The following is a 17,729-nucleotide window of genomic DNA, read 5'->3' as shown; positions in this document are numbered from 1 at the left end:
AGGCGTCCAGCGGGCGGAGCACGTGCCGCGTCGGCGTCGGACGCGCCGCGGGCTCGCGGGCCCGCGAGCGTCAGGAGATGGCCGTGTGGAGGACCTCGGCGAGTTCGGTGGCGGCGGACAGCATGGGCCAGTGCCCCGTAGAAATGTCGACTCGTCGCCACGGCGGCTGGTCGAGGAACGCCAGCATCGGCACCCCGGCTTCCAGCAGCGTCCTGAAGTCGTCGCAGGCGACGAGGACACGGTCCACCTCGGGGCCGACGGCGACGGAACCGGTGAGCCGCTGCTCGTAGGTGCCGAACGGCTGGGGAACCGCCTGCGCGCGCATGAGGTGGCGCTGGTCCTCGCCGAGTCCCTCCAGGCTGCCGAACGAGCTGAGAGCCTCGAAGCGCGGCAGCGGCAGTCGCCACCCCTCCCCGTGGTCGGCGACCTCTTTGCTCAACTGCTCGGCCACCTGCGGCGGCATGAGGTCCAGCATGCGCATGCCCTCGGCGAGCGGGGCGCTGTCGAGATGGATCAGACGCTCCAGCCGCGATCCCAGGCGCCCGGCGGCCCCGGTGACGGGCGCAGCGGCGTAACTGTGCGCCACCAGGGTGACATCGTGCAGGCCGTGCTGGTCGACGGCCGCGACGATGTCGTCGATGTGGGTGTCCAGGTTCGTCTCCGGAGTCGCCTCGCCGACGCGTTCGCCGAGTCCCGTCAGCGTCACCGGCAGCACCGTGTGGCCCCGTTCGCGCAGCGCGCGGGTGGTGCCCTCCCAGGCCCAGGCGCCCAGCCAGGCGCCGGGTACGAGTACGAAGGTAGCCATGGGTCTTCTCCCGTTCGAGGTGGTGGAATCCGTGGTGGAATCCGTGGTGGTGGACGGAGCGTAGGGTCGATGCAGGACAGTTCCCGCCCTGCTTTTGCGAGTGATCCATGTCTCACCCTCTGACGCGTGTGCTCGCCCTGCTCGAACTCCTCCAGACCCACCCGGGACTCACCGGCCCCCAACTCGCGGACCGGCTGGGCACCGACGTCCGCACCGTGCGCCGATACGCGGCGCATCTGCGGGAGTTGGGCATTCCGGTGGAGTCCGAGCGCGGCCGTTACGGTGGCTACCGGCTGGCCCGCGGCTACCGGATGCCGCCCCTGGTGCTCACCAATGACGAGGCCCTCGCGGTCGTCCTGGGCCTGCTCGCGGGAGAACGGCTGGGCATGAGCGGCACCGCCCCGGCCGGCGCCGGCGCTCTGGCCAAGATCGAGCGCGTGCTGCCGCAGACGGTGCGGGAACCGCTCGCCGCCATGCGCGACGCCCTGTCGTTCACCGCCGGCACCGTCACCGCGCGACTCCCCGAAACGGGGGTCCTGTTGGCCCTGGCTCAGGCGTCCCGCTCCCGCCACGGCGTCGCTCTGCGCTACCGGTCCTGGCGCCAGGAACACAGCGAACGCGTCCTCGATCCCTACGGCGTGGTCTTCCACGACGCGCGCTGGTACGTCATCGGCCATGACCACCTCCGCGGCGCCCTGCGCACCTTCCGTATCGACCGGATCGCCTCCGTCGCACCCCGAGACGCGACCTTCATCCCGCCCGCGGGCTTCGACCCGGTCGCCCACCTCACCGCCACCCTTGCGCAGGCGCCCTACCGCTGGCAGGTCGAAGTCCTCGTCGACGGCCCCCTCGGTGAGCTCGCGCGTCGGCTGCCGAACGGCACCGCCACTCTCACGCCCCGACCCGACGGTGTCCTGATGCGTGCCCGGGCGGACCGCCTCGACGGCATGGCCCGGCTCCTCGCCTCCCTGGAATGGCCCTTCACCGTCCACAGTCCGGACGAACTACGCCAATCCCTCAGGGACTTGGCACGTCAGCTCACCGCGGCCGCCGACCGACCGCCGGAGTTCCCGTCGCACCGCTGCGGTACCCCGTGACCTCAGAGGCGCGGGAGCCGTGCCATCCAGGCGTCGAAGAGATCCACGTCGTAGCGGCCGCGCCGCTCGGGCGGGTGGGTCTCCTCCGGCCAGTGCCGGATCACGCGCCCGGGGTCGGTGGCCTCCAGCGCGGCGTACCACTCCGCGAGGGGGCCGGCCAGCCGGACATGCGACGCGAAGTGGCGACGGCGCCTAGTGGTGTCGCCGGCCCGGCGCTCCCGCAGCGCGGCCTCGGAGGGCACGACACACGCGACGAGGTCGGCGACGCCGAGGCGGCGTCGGGTGATCGCCCCCCGCGTCAGGCGCAGTTGGCGTGCGAACTCGTCCGCCGCCGACGTCTGTCCGGCGCGCGCCAGGGTCCAGGCGTAGTGCAGCTTCAACGGGTCCGTGTCGCACACGGCAAGTCCGTGCGCGGCCTCCGTGCGCAGCGCCAGGGCCCAGCGTGCCTCGTTCTGCCGGACCCAGAAGTGGCTCTGCTCCTCAAGGCTTGCCGTCGCGTCCGGCGTGACGTGGCCCGGGTGCTCGCCGACCACCAGCGTCGGCCGGAACGCGCCGACGTGGGTGCTCTTGCCCGCGGCGCTCGGCCCTTCGACGACGGTGATCACCCCGGCACCGTCTCACAGGGTCGCGGCTGGGGGCGGGGCCGTGGTGGCGCGGGGGGTGAGGTGGGTGGGGAGGATGGTGGTCTCGGGGACTTCGTGGCCCTGGAGTTTGGACATCAGGAGGTCGACCGCGCGGGCGCCGACCTGGGCGGTGGGGATGGAGACGGACGTGATCGGGGTCGCGGCCGGTTCGGCGATCTCGTCGGGGCAGATCGCGGCGACCGAGATGTCCTGGGGGATGCGCAGCCCGAGTGCGGTGAGCGCGTCGATGAGCGGGTGCACGATCGGTTCGTTGTGGACCACGATGCCGGTGAGGTCGGGCTGTTCCCGCACCAGCCGCTCGGCGAGGGTGCGGGCCGCGACCGGGGTGTCGACGCAGGGGTGGATGGAGGAGAGCAGGCCGTGCCGGTCGGCGGCCGCCGTGAACCCGGTGGCCACCCGCCGCGCGAACCCGGTCTCGCGGACGTAGACCTCGGGGTGCGAGCCGATCAGGGCGACCCGGCGGTGCCCGAGCGCGGCCAGATGGTCGACGCACGCCTCGGCGGCCTGCTGGAAGTCGAGGTCGACGCAGGTCAGACCGGTCGGGTCGGCCGGGTAGCCGATCAGCACCGACGGCTGGTCCAAGGTGCGCAGCAGCGGCAGCCGGCGGTCGTCCAACTCCACGTCCATGATGACGAAGGCGTCCGCCATGGCGCTTCCGGAGACCCGGACCAGCCCCTCCTCACCCTCGCTCTGGGTGAGGAGGAGCACGTCGTGGTCGTAGTCCCGCGCCGCGGTGACCACCGACGTCGCGAACTGCATGACCACCGGCAGGTGCATGCCCTTGCGCAGCGGCAGCACGAGTGCGAGCACCCGGGCCCGGCTGCTGGCCAGTGAACGGGCGCCGGCGTGCGGCCGGTACCCCAACTCGCGGATGCTCTGCTCGATCCGCAGCCGCGTCTCCTGGGAGATCGGGCGCTTGCCGCTGAGCGCGTAGCTGACGGTGCTCGGCGAGACGCCCGCGTGCGCCGCGACGTCAGTGATCTTGACCATGGCGCTCCCTCGGCCGGCGGCCCACCCTGCGGGCTTCCATCAGAAGCCGGACAGATCGATGGCGAGATTACCCGTTCCGGCCGCGGCCCGGGCCGAGGGCCCTCCCACCACCTCCACGCCCCACGGCAGCGACGCGTCGGTGGTCTCGGCCCGCAGCGCGTCCCCGTCCCGGACGACGGTGACCTCGACCGCGGCGCCGCCGTCCGGGCGCGGCACGCGCACCGTCCGGCGTTCGCCGTCGGCCGGCCGGAACACCCGCAGCGTCATGTCGTCGGCCCAGACCCGGTCCGGACGGTCGTCGGCCGCGGCGACCGGGACGACGGCGCCGGGGCGCACCAGCAGCGGGACGCTGAGGTAGCCGTGTGTCTCGTGCACCCAGCGCGGCCCGGTGACCTGCTCGCCGGTGCCGAAGTGCGTCCAGGTGCCGTCGGGCACGTAGTACGACACCTCGCCGGTGGGGGAGAGCACCGGCGCCACCAGCAGGTCGCCGCCCAGCATGTACTGCCGCTCCAGGTGGGTGCACCCGGGGTCGTCGGGGAACTCCAGCACCATCGCGCGCATCACCGGGACGCCGTCGGAGTGCGCCTGGTGGGCGGCCTGGTAGAGGTACGGCATCAGGCGGTGCTTGAGCCGGGTGAAGGCGCGCAGCACGTCCACCGCCTCCTCGTCGAACAGCCACGGCGCCCGGTAGGAGGACGAGCCGTGCAGACGGCTGTGCGAGGAGAGCATGCCGAAGGCGATCCAGCGTTTGAACAGCCCCGGGTCCGGCCGCCCTTCGAAGCCGCCGATGTCGTGGCTCCAGAAGCCGAAGCCGGACAGGCCCAGCGAGAGCCCGCCGCGCAGCGACTCGGCCATGGACACCCAGGTCGACTCGCAGTCGCCGCCCCAGTGCACCGGGAACTGCTGGCTGCCGGCCGACGCCGAGCGGGCGAACACCACGGCCTCCGCGTCGCCGCGGTGCTCGCGCAGCACGTCGAAGACGGTCCGGTTGTACAGGAACGCGTAGTAGTTGTGCATGCGTTCGGGGTCGGAGCCGTCGAAGTAGGCGACGTCGGTGGGGACCCGCTCGCCGAAGTCCGTCTTGAAGCAGTCGACGCCCATCGCCAGCAGCGTCTCCAGCTTGCCGGCGTACCAGGCGCGCGCGTCGGGGTTGGTGAAGTCCACCAGCGCCATGCCGGGTTGCCACAGGTCCCACTGCCAGACGCTGCCGTCGGGCCGCTTGAGCAGGTAGCCGCCCGCCTTGCCCTCGGCGAACAGCGGGGAGCGCTGGGCGATGTAGGGGTTGATCCACAGCGAGATCCGTAGCCCGCGCTCCTTCAGCCGGCGCAGCATCCCCTCCGGGTCGGGGAAGACCCGCGGGTCCCAGACGAAGTCGCACCAGTTGAACTCGCGCATCCAGAAGCAGTCGAAGTGGAAGACGGACAGCGGCAGTTCGCGTTCCGCCATGCCCTCGACGAAGCCGGTGACGGTCGGCTCGTCGTAGGAGGTGGTGAAGGAGGTGGTGAGCCACAGGCCGAAGGACCAGGCCGGCGGGAGCGCCGGACGGCCGGTCAGGGCGGTGTACTTGCGCAGGATCTCCTTGGGGGTCGGTCCGTGGATGACGTAGTACTGGAGCTGCTGGCCCTCGATGCTGAAGCCGACCCGGGAGACCTGCTCCGAGGCGACCTCGAAGGAGACCCGGCCCGGGTCGTCGACGAAGACGCCGTAGCCGGCGTCGGTGAGGTAGAACGGGATGTTCTTGTAGGACTGCTCGCTGCTGGTGCCGCCGTCGGCGTTCCACATGTCGACGCTCTGGCCGTTCTTGACCAGCGGCCCGAACCGCTCGCCGAGTCCGTAGACGCTGGTGCCGACGGCGAGCCGGAGCTGCTCGCGGACGTGGTGGTGGCCGTCGGCGGTCTCCATGAAGCCCATGGACTTCCGGCCGCTGCCGGTCAGGGTGCGGCCGCCGGCGAGAAAGTCCATCGTCCACTCCTCGCCCTTGCCGAAGCGCACGCTCAACGCGCCCGAGGTGAGGGTGGCTTCTCCGTCGGAGACGGCGGCGACGGGATCGTGGTCGGCGCCGGCGACCGTGAACCGCGGGCTCTTGGGGTGCCCGCCGTCGAAGTGCGTGACGCGGACGCCGATCACGTCCGGCATCGGCGCGGTGCAGTCGACGGTGACGAGCGGGCCCTTGAGCAGGTCGCCGCGGTGCCGGACGGGCTGGGTGGGCGCGTGGACGGTCAACGTGCCCTGGCCGGCGGTGGCGTCGAGCACCTGGGCCGGGTAGGCGGCCGTGACCCCCTCGCGCAGCAGCCAGTATCCGTCGGTGAACTTCATCGTCAGGGCCTCTCCTGGTAGGGCCACCCGCACGCGGGGCAAGGTGGGGCGGGGCAGGCTGGGGTGATACGGCGAAGGTGGTGTGGGGCGGGGTGGAGCGGGAGGTGGCGGGGTGCTGCGGAGGGCGGGGGCCGCGGGCGGCGCCGGGCGGCCCCTCGCCTCACTTGACCGCGCCCACGGCGATGCCGCGGGTCAGCGTCCGCTGGAAGACCAGGAAGAAGGCGATGGCGGGCAGCGCGCCGAGCAGGCCGGCCGCGTTCGTCATCGTCGCGTCCATCAACCGCTGTCCCTGGAGCACCCCGAGGGCGACCGACACCGTCTGGTTGTCGTTCGACGGCAGCAGGACCAGCGGCAGCAGGAACTCGTTCCAGGTCCAGATGAAGAAGAACACCATCAGGACGCCGAGCGTGGACCGGCTGACCGGTACCACGATCCGCCACAGCACCTGCCAGCTGTTGGCGCCGTCGATCCGGGCCGCCTCGATGATCTCCCGGGGGAAGGCGCCCAGCACCGACGACAGCAGGTAGGTGCCGAACGCCGACTGGATGACGCTGAAGACGATGACCAGGCTCAACCGGGTGTCGTACAGGCCGAGTTGCTTGGACAGGTAGTAGAGCGGATAGACCAGGGCCTCCTGCGGCAGGACGTTCGCCAGCACGAAGGAGGCGAGTATCCAGGCGCGGCCCCTGATCCGGCCGATGCCGATCGCGTAGGCGTTGAGGACCGACAGCAGGACGCCCGCCAGGGCCACCGACCCTGAGATCAGCGTGGAGTTGAGGAGCACCCGGCCGAAGTCCACCCGGGTCCAGAAGCTCTTCAGGCCGTCCAGGTAGATCCCGTGCGGCAAGGCGAGCGGGCCGTGGGCGGAGTAGTCGCCGGGCGACTTCAGCGCGTTGTTCAGCACGATCAGCAGGGGCAGCACCATGAAGACGGCGCCCAGGGCGATCGCTGTCAGCGCGGGGAAGCGCTTCACCGTGTTCACCGCGCGTCCTCCGCCCGGGTCTGGAAGCTCAGACCGACCACCGTCAGCGCGAGGATGAGCACGGTCATGACGGTCGCGATCGCCGATCCGTATCCCACCTGGGTCTTCTCGAAGAAGGTCGCGAACGAGAAGTACGACGGGACGTCCGTGGCGTCGGCGGGGCCGCCCTTGGTCAGGACGTAGACCGCGCCGAAGACCTTGAGCGCCGCGATGGTGCACCAGAGCATCACCACGTAGATCTCCGGGCGCAGTTGGGGCAGCGTGACATGCCAGAACCGCTGCCACCAGGAGGTGCCGTCGAGTTCGGCGGCCTCGTGCAGCGCCGGGTCGACGCGTTGCAGGCCCGACATGAAGATGACCACGGGGAAGCCCAGTTGGACCCAGACCATGACCGCCATCACGCTGTACAGCGCGAAGTGCGGGTCACCCAGCCAGTCCTGCCGCAGTCCGCCCAGGCCCACCGCCTTGAGCAGCTCGTTGAGCGAGCCGTTCTCGGGGGCGAGTATCCAGCTCCAGACGATGCCCGCCACCGTGATCGGCAGCACCTGGGGCAGGTAGAAGCAGGCCCGCAGGACGGCGGCGAGCTTCGACCCGAAGTGCTTGGCGACGAAGTCGAACAGGGCGGCGGCCACCACCAGCCCGATGACGGTGGGGACGACCGCCATCGCCACCACCATGGCGAGGCTGTGCTGGAAGGACTGCCAGAACTGCGAATCCTTCATCAGCTGCCGGTAGTTGGCCAGCCCCGCCCAGCTCGGCGAGCCCACCCCCTGCCAGTTCGTGAAGCTGTAGTAGACGTTCAGCGCGAACGGGTAGACGATGACCGCGAGAAAGGCGACGGCCCCGGGTATCAGGTAGAGCGGGTAGGTGTTCGCCGGCTGGTGGCGTCGGGCGGTCATGACTTCGGCGCACCCGCGTCGTACGCCTTCTGCAACTCGTCCAGTACCTGGTCCGGCTTGGCGCTGCCGGTGAGGAGTTTCTGGACGGCGGAGACGAGGTCGTCGTAGAAGCCGGGCACCGGCCAGTCGGGGTAGAAGGCGAGGCCGTCGGCGGCGGAGATCTTGTTGAAGTTCTCGATCAGCGTCTTCGAGGCCGGGTCGGTGATGGCCGTGGGAGAGGCCGCCACCGGAATTCCGCCGTTGTTTCCGAGGGTGTTCTGGATGCCCTGCTTCATGGTGATGTTGATGAAGTCGTAGGCGAGTTGCTTGTTCTTGGCCTTCTTGGGAACGACCCAGAGATTGCCGCCGGAGCCGAGCGTCAGTTTCGATCCGGGCCACAGGAACGAGCCCCAGGCGAACTTGTTCTCGGTCTTGAACCGCCCGTACCACCAGCTCCCCGAGAAGAAGATCGGGTACTTGCCGCTGATGAAGGAGACGCCGGCGTCCTCGGCCTTGGCGCCGCTGGAGGTCTTGGCGAGGTAGCCCTTGGCGACCCAGTCCGCGAAGGTGTTCGCCGCGTAGGTCCAGGCCGCGTCGTGGAAGTCCACCTTGCCCTGGTAGAGCTGGTAGGCGTTCACCCAGGCGCGGTCGGCCTTGGTCAGCGCCAGCTGGTAGAGGTACTGCTGGGCGGGGTACTCGGCGCCCGCGTCGGCGAGCGGGGTGATGCCCTTGGCCTTGAAGGCGGCCAGCGCGGCGGTGAACTCCTCGGGCGTGGTGGGGACCTGGACGCCGTTCTTGGCGAAGAGGTCCTTGTTGTAATACACCATCGTGTACTCGCCGAAGTTCGGGACGCCGTACCAGTCGCCCGAACCCATCACGCCCTGCGTGTTGTACCTGCTGGTGGTGGTCACACTCGGGCTGAGCAGCTTGTCCCAGCCGTACTTGGTGACTTCGGGGGTCAGGTCGGTGAGCAGTCCCTGCTTGGCCAGCAGCCCGGCGGTGGAGTTGCCCTTGTTGTACTCCATCACGTCCGGTGCGTCATCGGAGTTGAGGACCATCGAGGCGGTCTTCTGGATCTGCTCGAAGCCCTTTGCCTCGAACTCCACCTTGACGCCCGGGTGGGTCTTCTTGAATTCGGCGATCGCCTGGTTCCAGGCGATGCCCATCGCGCTGTCGGGGCCTTCGTAGTGCCAGAGCTTGAGGGTCTTGCCGTCGCCTGTCGAGCCGCCCGAACTCCCGCACGAAGCGAGGAGCAGGGCGCTTGCCAAGGCCATCGCGGTCACGACTGTTCGGCTGCGCGCCTTCGACATTGAAGGGACCTCCACGGGGGTCGGAAGGGTGGCGAACGCTGCGTCGAATCGCTTCGACGGACCGCGTCGAAGCGATTCGACGGTGAAACGTAGAGGGGTGCCAGGTATATGTCAATGGCGTTGACAAATCGGGTGGGTGGGGGTGGGGACGGGGTCGCTTCGGGGTGGGCGAAGGTGCGGCGGGGGCGTCCCGGGTCGGCGTACGCGCGGGCGCCGCCTACCTCTGGGGGGCCGGGTGGGTCTGTCGGGCGGCCCGGGCCGCGCGCACGGGTGGGGCCGGCCGCACCGGCTGAACCGGCTGCGGCAGCGCGGGAGTCCGCTTGGCGGCGCGGCTGACGACGGCCGTCTCGACGTGGGTGATGCCCAGGCCGACCAGGTCCCGGGAGAGGAAGTTGTAAAGGGCCGTCAGATCCGGGAAGTACGCGGCCGCGTGCAGGTTCGAGGGGCCCGATGTCGCGAACGCGCCGTGCACCGCGGGGTGATCGGCCAGCGCCTGCCCCGCGGCGGCCAGGTGGTCCGGCGCCACGTGCAGCAGCAGCTTGGCCTCGATGGGCAGCCCGAGGCGGCGCGGATCGACCAGCACCTGGGTGACCAGCCGGCCCTGGTCGGCCAGCCGGGCCAGGCGGCGGCGCACGGTGCTCTCCGGGTGGCCGGTGCGCTCGGCCAGCGCCGCCGAGGACAGCCGCGCGTCGGGAGTGAGAGCGTCGATCAGAGCCTGCTCCACCGCGTCGGTGTCGACACCGTACGGGCCGGGGGAGCCGTCGGCGGCCGACCCGGGTCCCGGGCCGGCCGGGCTCAGCGCCGCGCGTTCCGCCGCGGTCAGCACCTGGTGGCGCCACTCGGAGGTGAGCCGGAAGACGTGCAGGATCGTGGCGCTCTCCAGGGACGTCACCGCCTGGGTGGAGGGCAGTTGGCGGAAGACCAGCGGGTCGCGCGACCCCGGCTCGGTCCGGGCGACCGCGAAGATCTCGTCACCCGAGGTGGTGATGTCGATGAACGGGATGTCCTCGCGCGCGGCGAGCGCGGCCACGATCGTGTCGAGCTTCCCCCGCAGCACCCGGATGCGCAGGAACAGGGCGCCGGCCGAGCCTCCGTTGCGCGGCCGCGCGACCGGCGAGACCACGACACGCAGCGTGCCGTCGGCGCCGAGCGCGTGCAGGCGGCGGCGCACGGTGGCGGGGTTGAGCCCCAGCACCTGGGCCGCCCGCTCCGCGGTCAGACGGCCGTCGCACTGCAGCGCGGCCACCAGCCGCTGGTCGATGAGGCTCAGTACGGAATCCGCCGTTGCGCGCGCCATGCGAGCAAGTTTCGCCCATTCCACCGCCTCGCGCTGCCCGTTTCGGGGACGGCGGCCCAAGCATGGAGGACATCCACCCCGCACCGTCCCGAAGGCGCCTCGCCGCTCGTGGACCCGAGCCATGGAAGGAGCGCACGATGATCCTCGACCCGCGCAACTGGTTCCCCGTCCTGACCGGCTGACCGCCGGTACCCCGGGCCGCCACCGCCGGTGGCGACCCGGCGCGGGGGCCCGCGGCCACGACGACGCCGCGGGCCCCCGCACCCCAGCGCACCCACATCGCACCCGCGTACGACGGAATCACCACGGAGGTCCACGTGCCCGTGATCAGGCAACGGGAGAAGGTACGTTTCGCCAGCGGCGGCACCTCATGCGCCGGCTGGCACTATCCGGGGTCCAACGGCGGCTGCGTGATCATGGCCGGCGGGACCTCGGTCACCAAGGAACCGGCCTCGGACCAGTTCGCCGCGCGGTTCAACGAGGCCGGGTTCGCGGTCCTGGCCTTCGACCACCGGCGGTTCGGGGAGAGCGGCGGCACGCCGCGCCAGATCGTCGACTTCGACGAGCAGGTCGCCGACTGGCACGCCGCGATCGACTGCGCGGCCGGCCTGCCCGACGTCGACCCGGACCGGATCTCGGCCTGGGGCTTCTCGCTCGCGGGCGGCCACCTCTTCCGCGTCGCGGCCGACAACCCGCAACTGGCCTGCGCGATCTCCCAGACCCCGCTGGTCGACGGCCGCGCGGTCGCACCCCACGCGCTGCGCTGCATGACGCCCCTCGCGGCGCTGCGGCTCTTCGGCCGGGGCGTCGCGGACGCGCTCGGCGGCGCCTTCGGGCGCCCGCCGTTGCTGGTCCCGACCGCCGGGCCGCGCGGCGCCGTCGCCTCGCTCACCACGCCCGACGCCATGGACGGCGACCTGGCCCTGGACCCCGACGGCCGGCACACCGGCTGGGAGCAGACCGTCGCCGCCCGGATCGCCCTGCGGATCGGCGGCTACCGGCCCGGCCGCCACGCCTCCCGGATACGCTGCCCGCTGCTGGTGGTCGTCTGCGACCAGGACCAGAGCGTGCTCGCCGACCCCGCCGTCCGCGCGGCCGGGAACGCGCCGGCCGCCGAGGTGGTCCACCTGCCCGGCAGCCACTACGCCCCGTTCCTCGCCGCGCACGAAGAGGCCGTCGAGGCGGAACTCGCGTTCCTGCGGAAGCACGTGGGTCCCCGTGAAGCCGTCTGAGCCGGACCGTTCGTGGCGCGTTCGCGCATCGTCGTTTCCGGGGTGTGTCCGGCCGTCGCGGGGGTGGGGTCGGGGGGCGGTGGAGGCGGCTGTCGGTGCCGGGCGGGTGGCGCGGATGCGGTGGCGTCGTGGGGTCCCGCTGTTTAGGCGGGAGCCGGACCGGTCGCGGCATGATCGCGCATCGTCGTCTCCGGTGCGTGCCCGGCCGCCACGGGGGTGTGGCCGGGGGGTGGTGAAGGTGGCAGGCGGGACCGGCCGGGTGCCGCGGATGCGGTGGCGTCGTGGGGTCCCGCTGTCCGGGCGTCGCGTCAACGGTCGTGCGGGCAGGCCGGGTCGGTGCGTTACCGGGGCGCGGGGTGGCGACGGCGGCGGGTGTGTTCGAGCAGCAGGACGTTGGCGAGGGCCGCGCCGACCAGGAGGGCGACGTTGAGCGTGGCGCTGCCGGCGGTGAGCCAGGCGGCGTCGCTGCCGTCGGGGCGGGTGGCCGGCGCCAGGAGGCTGCCGACGCCCTTGAGGACGGCGTACCCGCCGTAGACGAGCACGAGCGCCGGCACTCCGAACGGCAGCGTCAAGGCGACCGCCAGCAGGTAGAAGAGGGCCTCGCCATGGACGGCGCCGAGCACCGCGAGGGCACCCACGGCCGCCACGTACAGCCCCTCCACGGACCGAAGTCCCCGTCGTACGGCCATCGTTGACCTCCCCTCCGCCGGCGGACCCGGGTCCGCCGATGCCCCGTCCCCAGTGTGCGCCCGCGGTGGGCGTTCCGTCGCCGGTTCGGGCCCCAGGCGCGGCCGGGTGCGCCGTGCGTCCCGCGCGCCGTACGGGGCGGTCTACCGTTCGGGTATGCGCATCGTCTCCCTGCTTCCCGCCGCGACCGACATCGTCGTCGAACTCGGCCTCGGCGGCGACCTCGTCGGGCGCACCCACGAGTGCGACTGGCCGCCGGACGTGGTCGGTCCGGTGCCGGTGGTGACGTCCGCCGAGTTCGACGCCGACGCGCTGAGCAGCCGGGAGATCTCCGAGGCGGTCGGGGGAGCGGCGCACCGGGGTTCCTCCCTGTACACCCTGGACGCCGGCCTGCTCGCGGACCTCGCGCCCGACGTGGTGCTCACCCAGGACCTCTGCCAGGTCTGCGCGGTCTCCTACGAGGCGGTCGCCGACTCGGTACGCGTACTGGACGGCGACGGGCCCCGCGTCATCAGCCTGGAACCGCGGACCCTGCCCGACGTGCTCGCCTGCGTGCGGCGGGTCGGCGACGTCCTCGGCGTACCGGAGACCGCCGCGCGCCGGGTGGCCGAGGCGTACCGGCGGCTGGACGCCGTACGGGACCGGACCTCGGGTCTGCCCCGGCCCCGCGTGGCCGCGATCGAATGGCTCGACCCGCTGTGGCCGGCCGGGCACTGGGTGCCCGAACAGATCCGCCGCGCCGGCGGCGAACCCCTGCTGGCCCACCCGGGCGAGCACACCGCCGCCATGGACTGGGCCGCGCTGTGCGACGCGGCCCCGGAGGTGATCGTGCTGATGCCCTGCGGCTTCCCGCCCGAACGCACCTTCACGGAAGCGGACTTGCTGACCGGACACCCCGCGTGGGCGGACCTGCCGGCGGTCCGCGACGGCCGGGTCTGGGTCCTCGACGGCCCCGCCCACTTCAACCGCCCGGGCCCGCGGGTGGTGCGCGGCGCCGAGATCCTGGCGTACGTCCTGCACGGCATCGAGCCGGACGAGCCGGTGACGGACCGGGAGGCCCGCAGGCTCCTCCCCGCGGCCCCCCGGACTCCCGCGGGCCCGTGACACGTGTGCGCCGCAACTCGCCTGTCAGCGTGGCGCGTTGACCGGTTCCGCCGGCGCGCTCCGTGGACCGGGGGCGTCGGCTGCCCGGTGGGCGGCGCCCAGTCCCGGCGGCGCGGGACCGTCGCCCCGACCGGCCGCGGGACCCGCTAGGCGTCGGATCGGCGGGTGGGGTGGCCGGAGGGGGCCGCGGTGAGCCAGGAGCCGTCGCCGAGGGGGTGGAAGTCGTAGGGGTCGGCGGTGCGCGCGTCGAACTCGCCGCGGACGAGGCCGGAGTGCGCGTCGACGCGGTAGCGGCGGCACCACTCCTGCTCGTCCTCGGTCTCCCCGATGAGGGTGATGATGAGCGTGTCCGGGCTCAGGTACCCGCCGCTCCACTCGACGAAGACCTCGTCCGGGTCCTGCCCGAAGGCGTCCACGGTGAGCGTGAACACCACCTCGCCGTCGGGGTAGTTGTGGACGGCGGCGTCGGCCTGCCCGTGGTCGACGGTCATGAAGTACCGCCCGTCGGGCGACAGGTCGATGAGGCACCGATCCCACCAGGGATAGGTGAAGAGGTCCATCCGGCCGTCGGCCGGCGACGCGCGGTGGATGACCGAGCCGTCCTGCCCCTCGCCCACGTCGAGGAGGACCTCGCCGCTGACCGGGTGCGGCAGTTGGACCCCGGCGTGCCCGACGGTCGGCAGATCCGCCTGGGCGATCACCGCCCCGGTCCCCGCGTCCAGGGCGACCCACTGGTCGTCCCGGTCGCGGCCGGCCATGGCGTCGGGCCGGTAGACCCACACCGCACGTCCGTTCGGCGACAGTACGCAGCCGGGCCGGTGCCCGTGCTGCCTGTCCGACCGGGGCTCGAACCGGGACCGCCACACCTCGGCCCCGTCCGCCGCCACGCAGACGGCCGCGTCGAGCGTGGTGTAGTACGCGTGGCGCAGGCCGGTGTCGGCGGCGTGGTCGACGACGTCGTCGTCCCCGGCGGACGGCCGCCAGCTCATGACCGGCGCAAGCACGCCGGTGGCGTCGCCGCTCACGTCGTACGCGCGGATGCGGCCGTCGACGAGCCGGGTGACGATCCGCGGGGGACGGGGAGGTTGAGCCATGCCCCGGAGATTATCGTCTCGGCCGATCTTCGCTCTGGCGGACTTGTGCGCAGGATTCCGCCGGCCGGGCCGGCCAGGCCGCACCGGGGGCGCGGCGCGCGGTCGTGCGGGCGTGCGGGTGTGCTGTCGTGCCGGGCCTACCGGCCGGATGCCGCGCCGGCCTGCTCCCGGCGCGCGCGGTCGAAGCGTTCCCGGGACCCCTCGATGTGCTCCAGATGCAGCCGGGTCCACGCGCACATGCCGTAGACGGTCGCGCGCAGCGCCTGGCCCGCGTCCGTGAGCGCGTACTCCACGCGGGGCGGCACGGTCGGGTGGACGGTGCGCTCGACGAGCCCGTCGCGTTCGAGGCCGCGCAGCGTCTGCGTGAGCATCTTGTGGCTGATGCCCTCCACCTCGCCGCGGAGTTGGGTGAAGCGCAGGGTGCGCTCGCCGAGGACGGTGAGCACCAGCAGCGTCCACTTGTTCGCGATGCCGGAGAAGATCTCCCGCGCGAGGGAGTGGGCGCGCGTCACATCGGCGTCCGCGTCCCGTGAAACCCGGCCCGCCTCGTCGGTCACCACCAGGTGCCTCTCTTTCGAAAAAGTGCGTTCTTCCCTCTGACCTGCTCACTCTCCTACGGTGCCCAGGTTGCACAAGTGACCGTGAGGACCCGTCATGACCATTCTCAAGACCTACGCCCGCCGGTGGACCGACGAGCTCGACTCGTCGCTGCCCCTGCTGCGCGAACTGACCGGCGCCGAACCCGATCTCCGTTTCGCCTTCGACTCCGTCGAACTCGCGGCGATCGGCGACTTCCTCGTCATCGCGGGACCACCCGCGGAGCGGGCCCGCTACGCCCACGCCGGCGCCACCGTGATCGTCGACGACCTCGACGCCCTGACGGCGGTACTCGCGGCCGCCGGCGCCGAGATCACCACGCCGGAGAGCACCAGCGCCACCGGCCGGTTCCTGTACGCGCGCCACCGCGGCGGCGCGGAGGTCGAGTACGTGGAGTGGGCGCCGGAGTTGGTGGAGCGCATCGTCCGGGCGTAGCCGGGCGGTCGGCGTGGGGCGGTCGGCCGGCGTGAGGCGGTCGGCCGTCGCCACCGGGGGAACCCGCGAGTGTCTCGTAATCGCCCCGCTGTCTCGAAAGAGGGGGTGTTGTCATGGCGGTGTCAGGATGTAACGTCCCGGGGTGCTGTCACTGACGCGGAGACCCCGCACCCACTCGATGTCCGTCGTGGCGGTGGTCCTCACCGCCCTGATGTTCGTCCTCCTCGGCCCGGTCGCCGCGCACGCCGGTGCCGGCTCGCGGGACACCGGCAGTCAACCGGTCGACTCCTACGCCAACGCCATCCGGCAGTCCGTCTGGGTCGACACCGGCCTCGACGGCGACCGCGACGGCAAGCCCGACCGGGTGGCGGCGGACATCATCAGGCCCTCGGAACCCGCGGCGGCGGGTCAGCAGGTGCCGGTGATCATGGACGCCAGCCCGTACTACTCCTGCTGCGGCCGCGGCAACGAGAGCCAGGTCAAGACGTACGACCAGAGCGGCAACCCGGTGGGCTTCCCGCTCTACTACGACAACTACTTCGTACCGCGCGGCTACGCGGTCGTCCTCGTCGACCTCGCGGGCACCGACCGCTCCGACGGCTGCGTCGACGTCGGCGGCGCCTCCGACATCACCTCCGCCAAAGCCGTCATCGACTGGCTGAACGGCAGAGCGACCGCGTACACCACACGCACCGGGAGCACGACCGCGCAGGCGGGCTGGTCCAACGGGTCGGTCGGCATGATCGGCAAGAGCTGGGACGGCACCGTCGCCAACGGGGTCGCCGCGACGGGTGTCGAGGGCCTGAAGACCATCGTCGACATCAGCGGCATCAGCTCCTGGTACGACTACTACTTCGCGCAGGGCGCGGCCCTCTACGACGGCGGCCCCGACGAACTCGCCTCCGAGGTCGAGAGCTCCGGCGCGCAGTCGCACTGCTCCGCCGAGGAACAGGCGCTGCGCGACGGCGCACCGCGCAACGGTGACTGGACCAGCGCCTGGCAGGACCGCGACTACTACGCCAACGCGTCCAAGGTGAAGGCCAGCGTCTTCGTCGCGCAGGGCATGCAGGACCTCAACGTGCGCACCAAGAACTTCGGCCAGTGGTGGAACGCGCTCGCCGCGAACGGGGTGCAGCGCAAGATCTGGCTGTCGCAGACCGGCCACGTGGACCCGTTCGACTACCGGCGGTCCGACTGGGTCGACACCCTGCACCAGTGGTTCGACCACTACCTGATGGGCGTCGACAACGGCGTCCAGAGCCAGCCGATGGCCGACATCGAGCGCACCCCCGACCACTGGACCACCGACCCGGTCTGGCCCGCGCCGGGCACCGCCGCGACCCAGGTCGGCCTGGTGGCGAGCGGCACGAACGGCCTCGGCACGCTGAGCGCCGGGGCCCCGCCGGCGAGCGGCACCGAGCGCTATACCGACAACCCCGCGCAGGACGAGGACGACTGGGCGGCGCAGGCGGACCAGGCGACCGCGAGCAAGGCGTCGTTCACCACCGGCACGCTCGCCAGTGACCTGCGGCTGTCGGGCGGCGGCACGGTGACCCTCACCGCGACCCCGACCACCACCAGTGCCCACCTGTCCGCGGTCCTGGTCGACCTCGGTCCGGCGACCATCCGGAACTACGAGGCCGGCGCCGAGGGCATTACCACGCTCAACACCCGGTCCTGCTGGGGCGACAGCACGTCGGGCGACAGCGCCTGCTACCTCGACACCGCGGCGGACACCGAGAACGTCCAGCAGACCGTCTTCAGCCGCGGCTGGGCCGACCTCGGGCACTACGACCCGTCGCTGCACGGCGTGTCGCTCACCCCGGGCAAGCCCTACACCATCACCATCCAACTCGCCTCCACCGACCACGTGGTGCCCGCCGGGCACCGGCTCGCCCTGATCGTCGCCGGCACCGACAACGGGCTGATCGTCGCCCCCAGCACGAAGCCGACGATCAGCGTCGACCTCTCCCGGTCCGGCGCCGACCTGCCGCTGGTCGGCGGGCTGCCGGCCCTCGCGCACGCCCTGCGCGGCGGCTCCGGCCACCACCACCCCACGGCGACCACGCCGGCCTCCACCCCGTCCCGCGGCCCGGCGGCCGCGCTGCCCACCTCCCAGGCGGCCCGCCTCCGCTGACCCTCCCACGCGCCACCACGGGGGCCCGACCGGCAAGCCCGGTCGGGCCCCCGCTCTGCGTCAAGCCGTCCGCACACCCCACGAGTTCGACGGCACCGCCAACTCCCGCCCAAGCTCAGCCCAA

At 72.1% G+C, this 17,729-nt stretch carries 16 protein-coding genes; 5 read left to right on the top strand and 11 right to left on the bottom strand.

All coding sequences use genetic code 11. The annotated features are described in order from the left end of the window. Nucleotides 1-70: 70 nt before the first annotated feature. Nucleotides 71-805, bottom strand: coding sequence for an alpha/beta fold hydrolase (locus tag OG370_RS03845; RefSeq protein ID WP_328460584.1), 735 nt, complete (start codon nt 803-805; stop codon nt 71-73). 107 nt (nt 806-912) lie between these two features. Here OG370_RS03845 and OG370_RS03840 point away from each other — a divergent pair, with 107 nt between their 5' ends. Then, a complete protein-coding gene (locus OG370_RS03840) occupies nt 913-1,902 on the top strand; it encodes a helix-turn-helix transcriptional regulator (RefSeq protein WP_328460582.1) in 990 nt (329 codons plus the stop codon). A 2-nt stretch (nt 1,903-1,904) separates the two neighbouring features. Here the strand turns inward: OG370_RS03840 and OG370_RS03835 are convergent, their stop codons facing one another. From OG370_RS03835 to OG370_RS03805, 7 genes are all read right to left on the bottom strand, one after another. Further along, nucleotides 1,905-2,507 carry a hypothetical protein gene (locus OG370_RS03835; protein WP_328460581.1) on the bottom strand — a complete coding sequence of 201 codons (603 nt, stop codon included), beginning with the start codon at nt 2,505-2,507 and terminating at the stop codon, nt 1,905-1,907. Nucleotides 2,508-2,519: 12 nt separating this feature from the next. Then, nucleotides 2,520-3,536 (bottom strand): LacI family DNA-binding transcriptional regulator, encoded by a 1,017-nt coding sequence (locus OG370_RS03830; RefSeq protein ID WP_328460580.1) that lies wholly within the window; start codon nt 3,534-3,536, stop codon nt 2,520-2,522. Nucleotides 3,537-3,575: 39 nt separating this feature from the next. Then, nucleotides 3,576-5,852, bottom strand: a complete 2,277-nt coding sequence (yicI, locus tag OG370_RS03825) for an alpha-xylosidase (RefSeq protein ID WP_328460579.1) — start codon at nt 5,850-5,852, stop codon at nt 3,576-3,578. 160 nt (nt 5,853-6,012) lie between these two features. Continuing rightward, the gene (locus OG370_RS03820; RefSeq protein WP_328473758.1) at nt 6,013-6,777 is read right to left on the bottom strand and encodes a carbohydrate ABC transporter permease; all 765 of its coding nucleotides are present in this window, start codon (nt 6,775-6,777) and stop codon (nt 6,013-6,015) included. A gap of 53 nt (nt 6,778-6,830) precedes the next feature. Next, nucleotides 6,831-7,733 carry a carbohydrate ABC transporter permease gene (locus OG370_RS03815; protein WP_328460578.1) on the bottom strand — a complete coding sequence of 301 codons (903 nt, stop codon included), beginning with the start codon at nt 7,731-7,733 and terminating at the stop codon, nt 6,831-6,833. Continuing rightward, a complete protein-coding gene (locus OG370_RS03810) occupies nt 7,730-9,022 on the bottom strand; it encodes an ABC transporter substrate-binding protein (RefSeq protein ID WP_328460576.1) in 1,293 nt (430 codons plus the stop codon). Before OG370_RS03810 ends, OG370_RS03815 begins: the two co-directional genes overlap by 4 nt. 217 nt (nt 9,023-9,239) lie before the next feature. Then, a complete protein-coding gene (locus tag OG370_RS03805; RefSeq protein ID WP_328460574.1) occupies nt 9,240-10,319 on the bottom strand; it encodes an Lrp/AsnC family transcriptional regulator in 1,080 nt (359 codons plus the stop codon). Nucleotides 10,320-10,636: 317 nt separating this feature from the next. On the opposite strand from OG370_RS03805, the gene OG370_RS03800 reads away from it, so the two are divergent. After that, a complete protein-coding gene (locus OG370_RS03800; protein WP_328460572.1) occupies nt 10,637-11,551 on the top strand; it encodes an alpha/beta hydrolase in 915 nt (304 codons plus the stop codon). A 341-nt stretch (nt 11,552-11,892) separates the two neighbouring features. Here OG370_RS03800 and OG370_RS03795 read toward each other — a convergent pair whose 3' ends face one another. After that, entirely contained in the window at nt 11,893-12,240 is a 348-nt protein-coding gene (locus tag OG370_RS03795; RefSeq protein ID WP_328460570.1) for a hypothetical protein, read from the bottom strand. 154 nt (nt 12,241-12,394) lie between these two features. Here OG370_RS03795 and OG370_RS03790 point away from each other — a divergent pair, with 154 nt between their 5' ends. Further along, complete coding sequence (locus OG370_RS03790; RefSeq protein WP_328460568.1) at nt 12,395-13,342, top strand: cobalamin-binding protein; 948 nt, start codon at nt 12,395-12,397, stop codon at nt 13,340-13,342. Between the two features lie 146 nt (nt 13,343-13,488). Here the strand turns inward: OG370_RS03790 and OG370_RS03785 are convergent, their stop codons facing one another. Together OG370_RS03785 and OG370_RS03780 are read right to left on the bottom strand one after the other, a co-directional pair. Beyond that, complete coding sequence (locus OG370_RS03785) at nt 13,489-14,436, bottom strand: hypothetical protein (protein WP_328460566.1); 948 nt, start codon at nt 14,434-14,436, stop codon at nt 13,489-13,491. A gap of 137 nt (nt 14,437-14,573) precedes the next feature. Continuing rightward, complete coding sequence (locus OG370_RS03780) at nt 14,574-14,993, bottom strand: winged helix-turn-helix transcriptional regulator (protein WP_328473757.1); 420 nt, start codon at nt 14,991-14,993, stop codon at nt 14,574-14,576. Nucleotides 14,994-15,090: 97 nt separating this feature from the next. Here OG370_RS03780 and OG370_RS03775 point away from each other — a divergent pair, with 97 nt between their 5' ends. Together OG370_RS03775 and OG370_RS03770 are read left to right on the top strand one after the other, a co-directional pair. After that, nucleotides 15,091-15,468, top strand: coding sequence for a VOC family protein (locus OG370_RS03775; protein WP_328460564.1), 378 nt, complete (start codon nt 15,091-15,093; stop codon nt 15,466-15,468). 178 nt (nt 15,469-15,646) lie between these two features. Next, complete coding sequence (locus tag OG370_RS03770; protein WP_443060843.1) at nt 15,647-17,605, top strand: Xaa-Pro dipeptidyl-peptidase; 1,959 nt, start codon at nt 15,647-15,649, stop codon at nt 17,603-17,605. Nucleotides 17,606-17,729 lie beyond the last annotated feature (124 nt).

Source organism: Streptomyces sp. NBC_00448 (assembly GCF_036014115.1).
Taxonomy (GTDB): Bacteria; Actinomycetota; Actinomycetes; order Streptomycetales; family Streptomycetaceae; genus Actinacidiphila.
The sequence above is the reverse complement of the archived record's forward strand: the minus strand, read 5'-3'. Positions and strand labels throughout refer to the sequence as shown.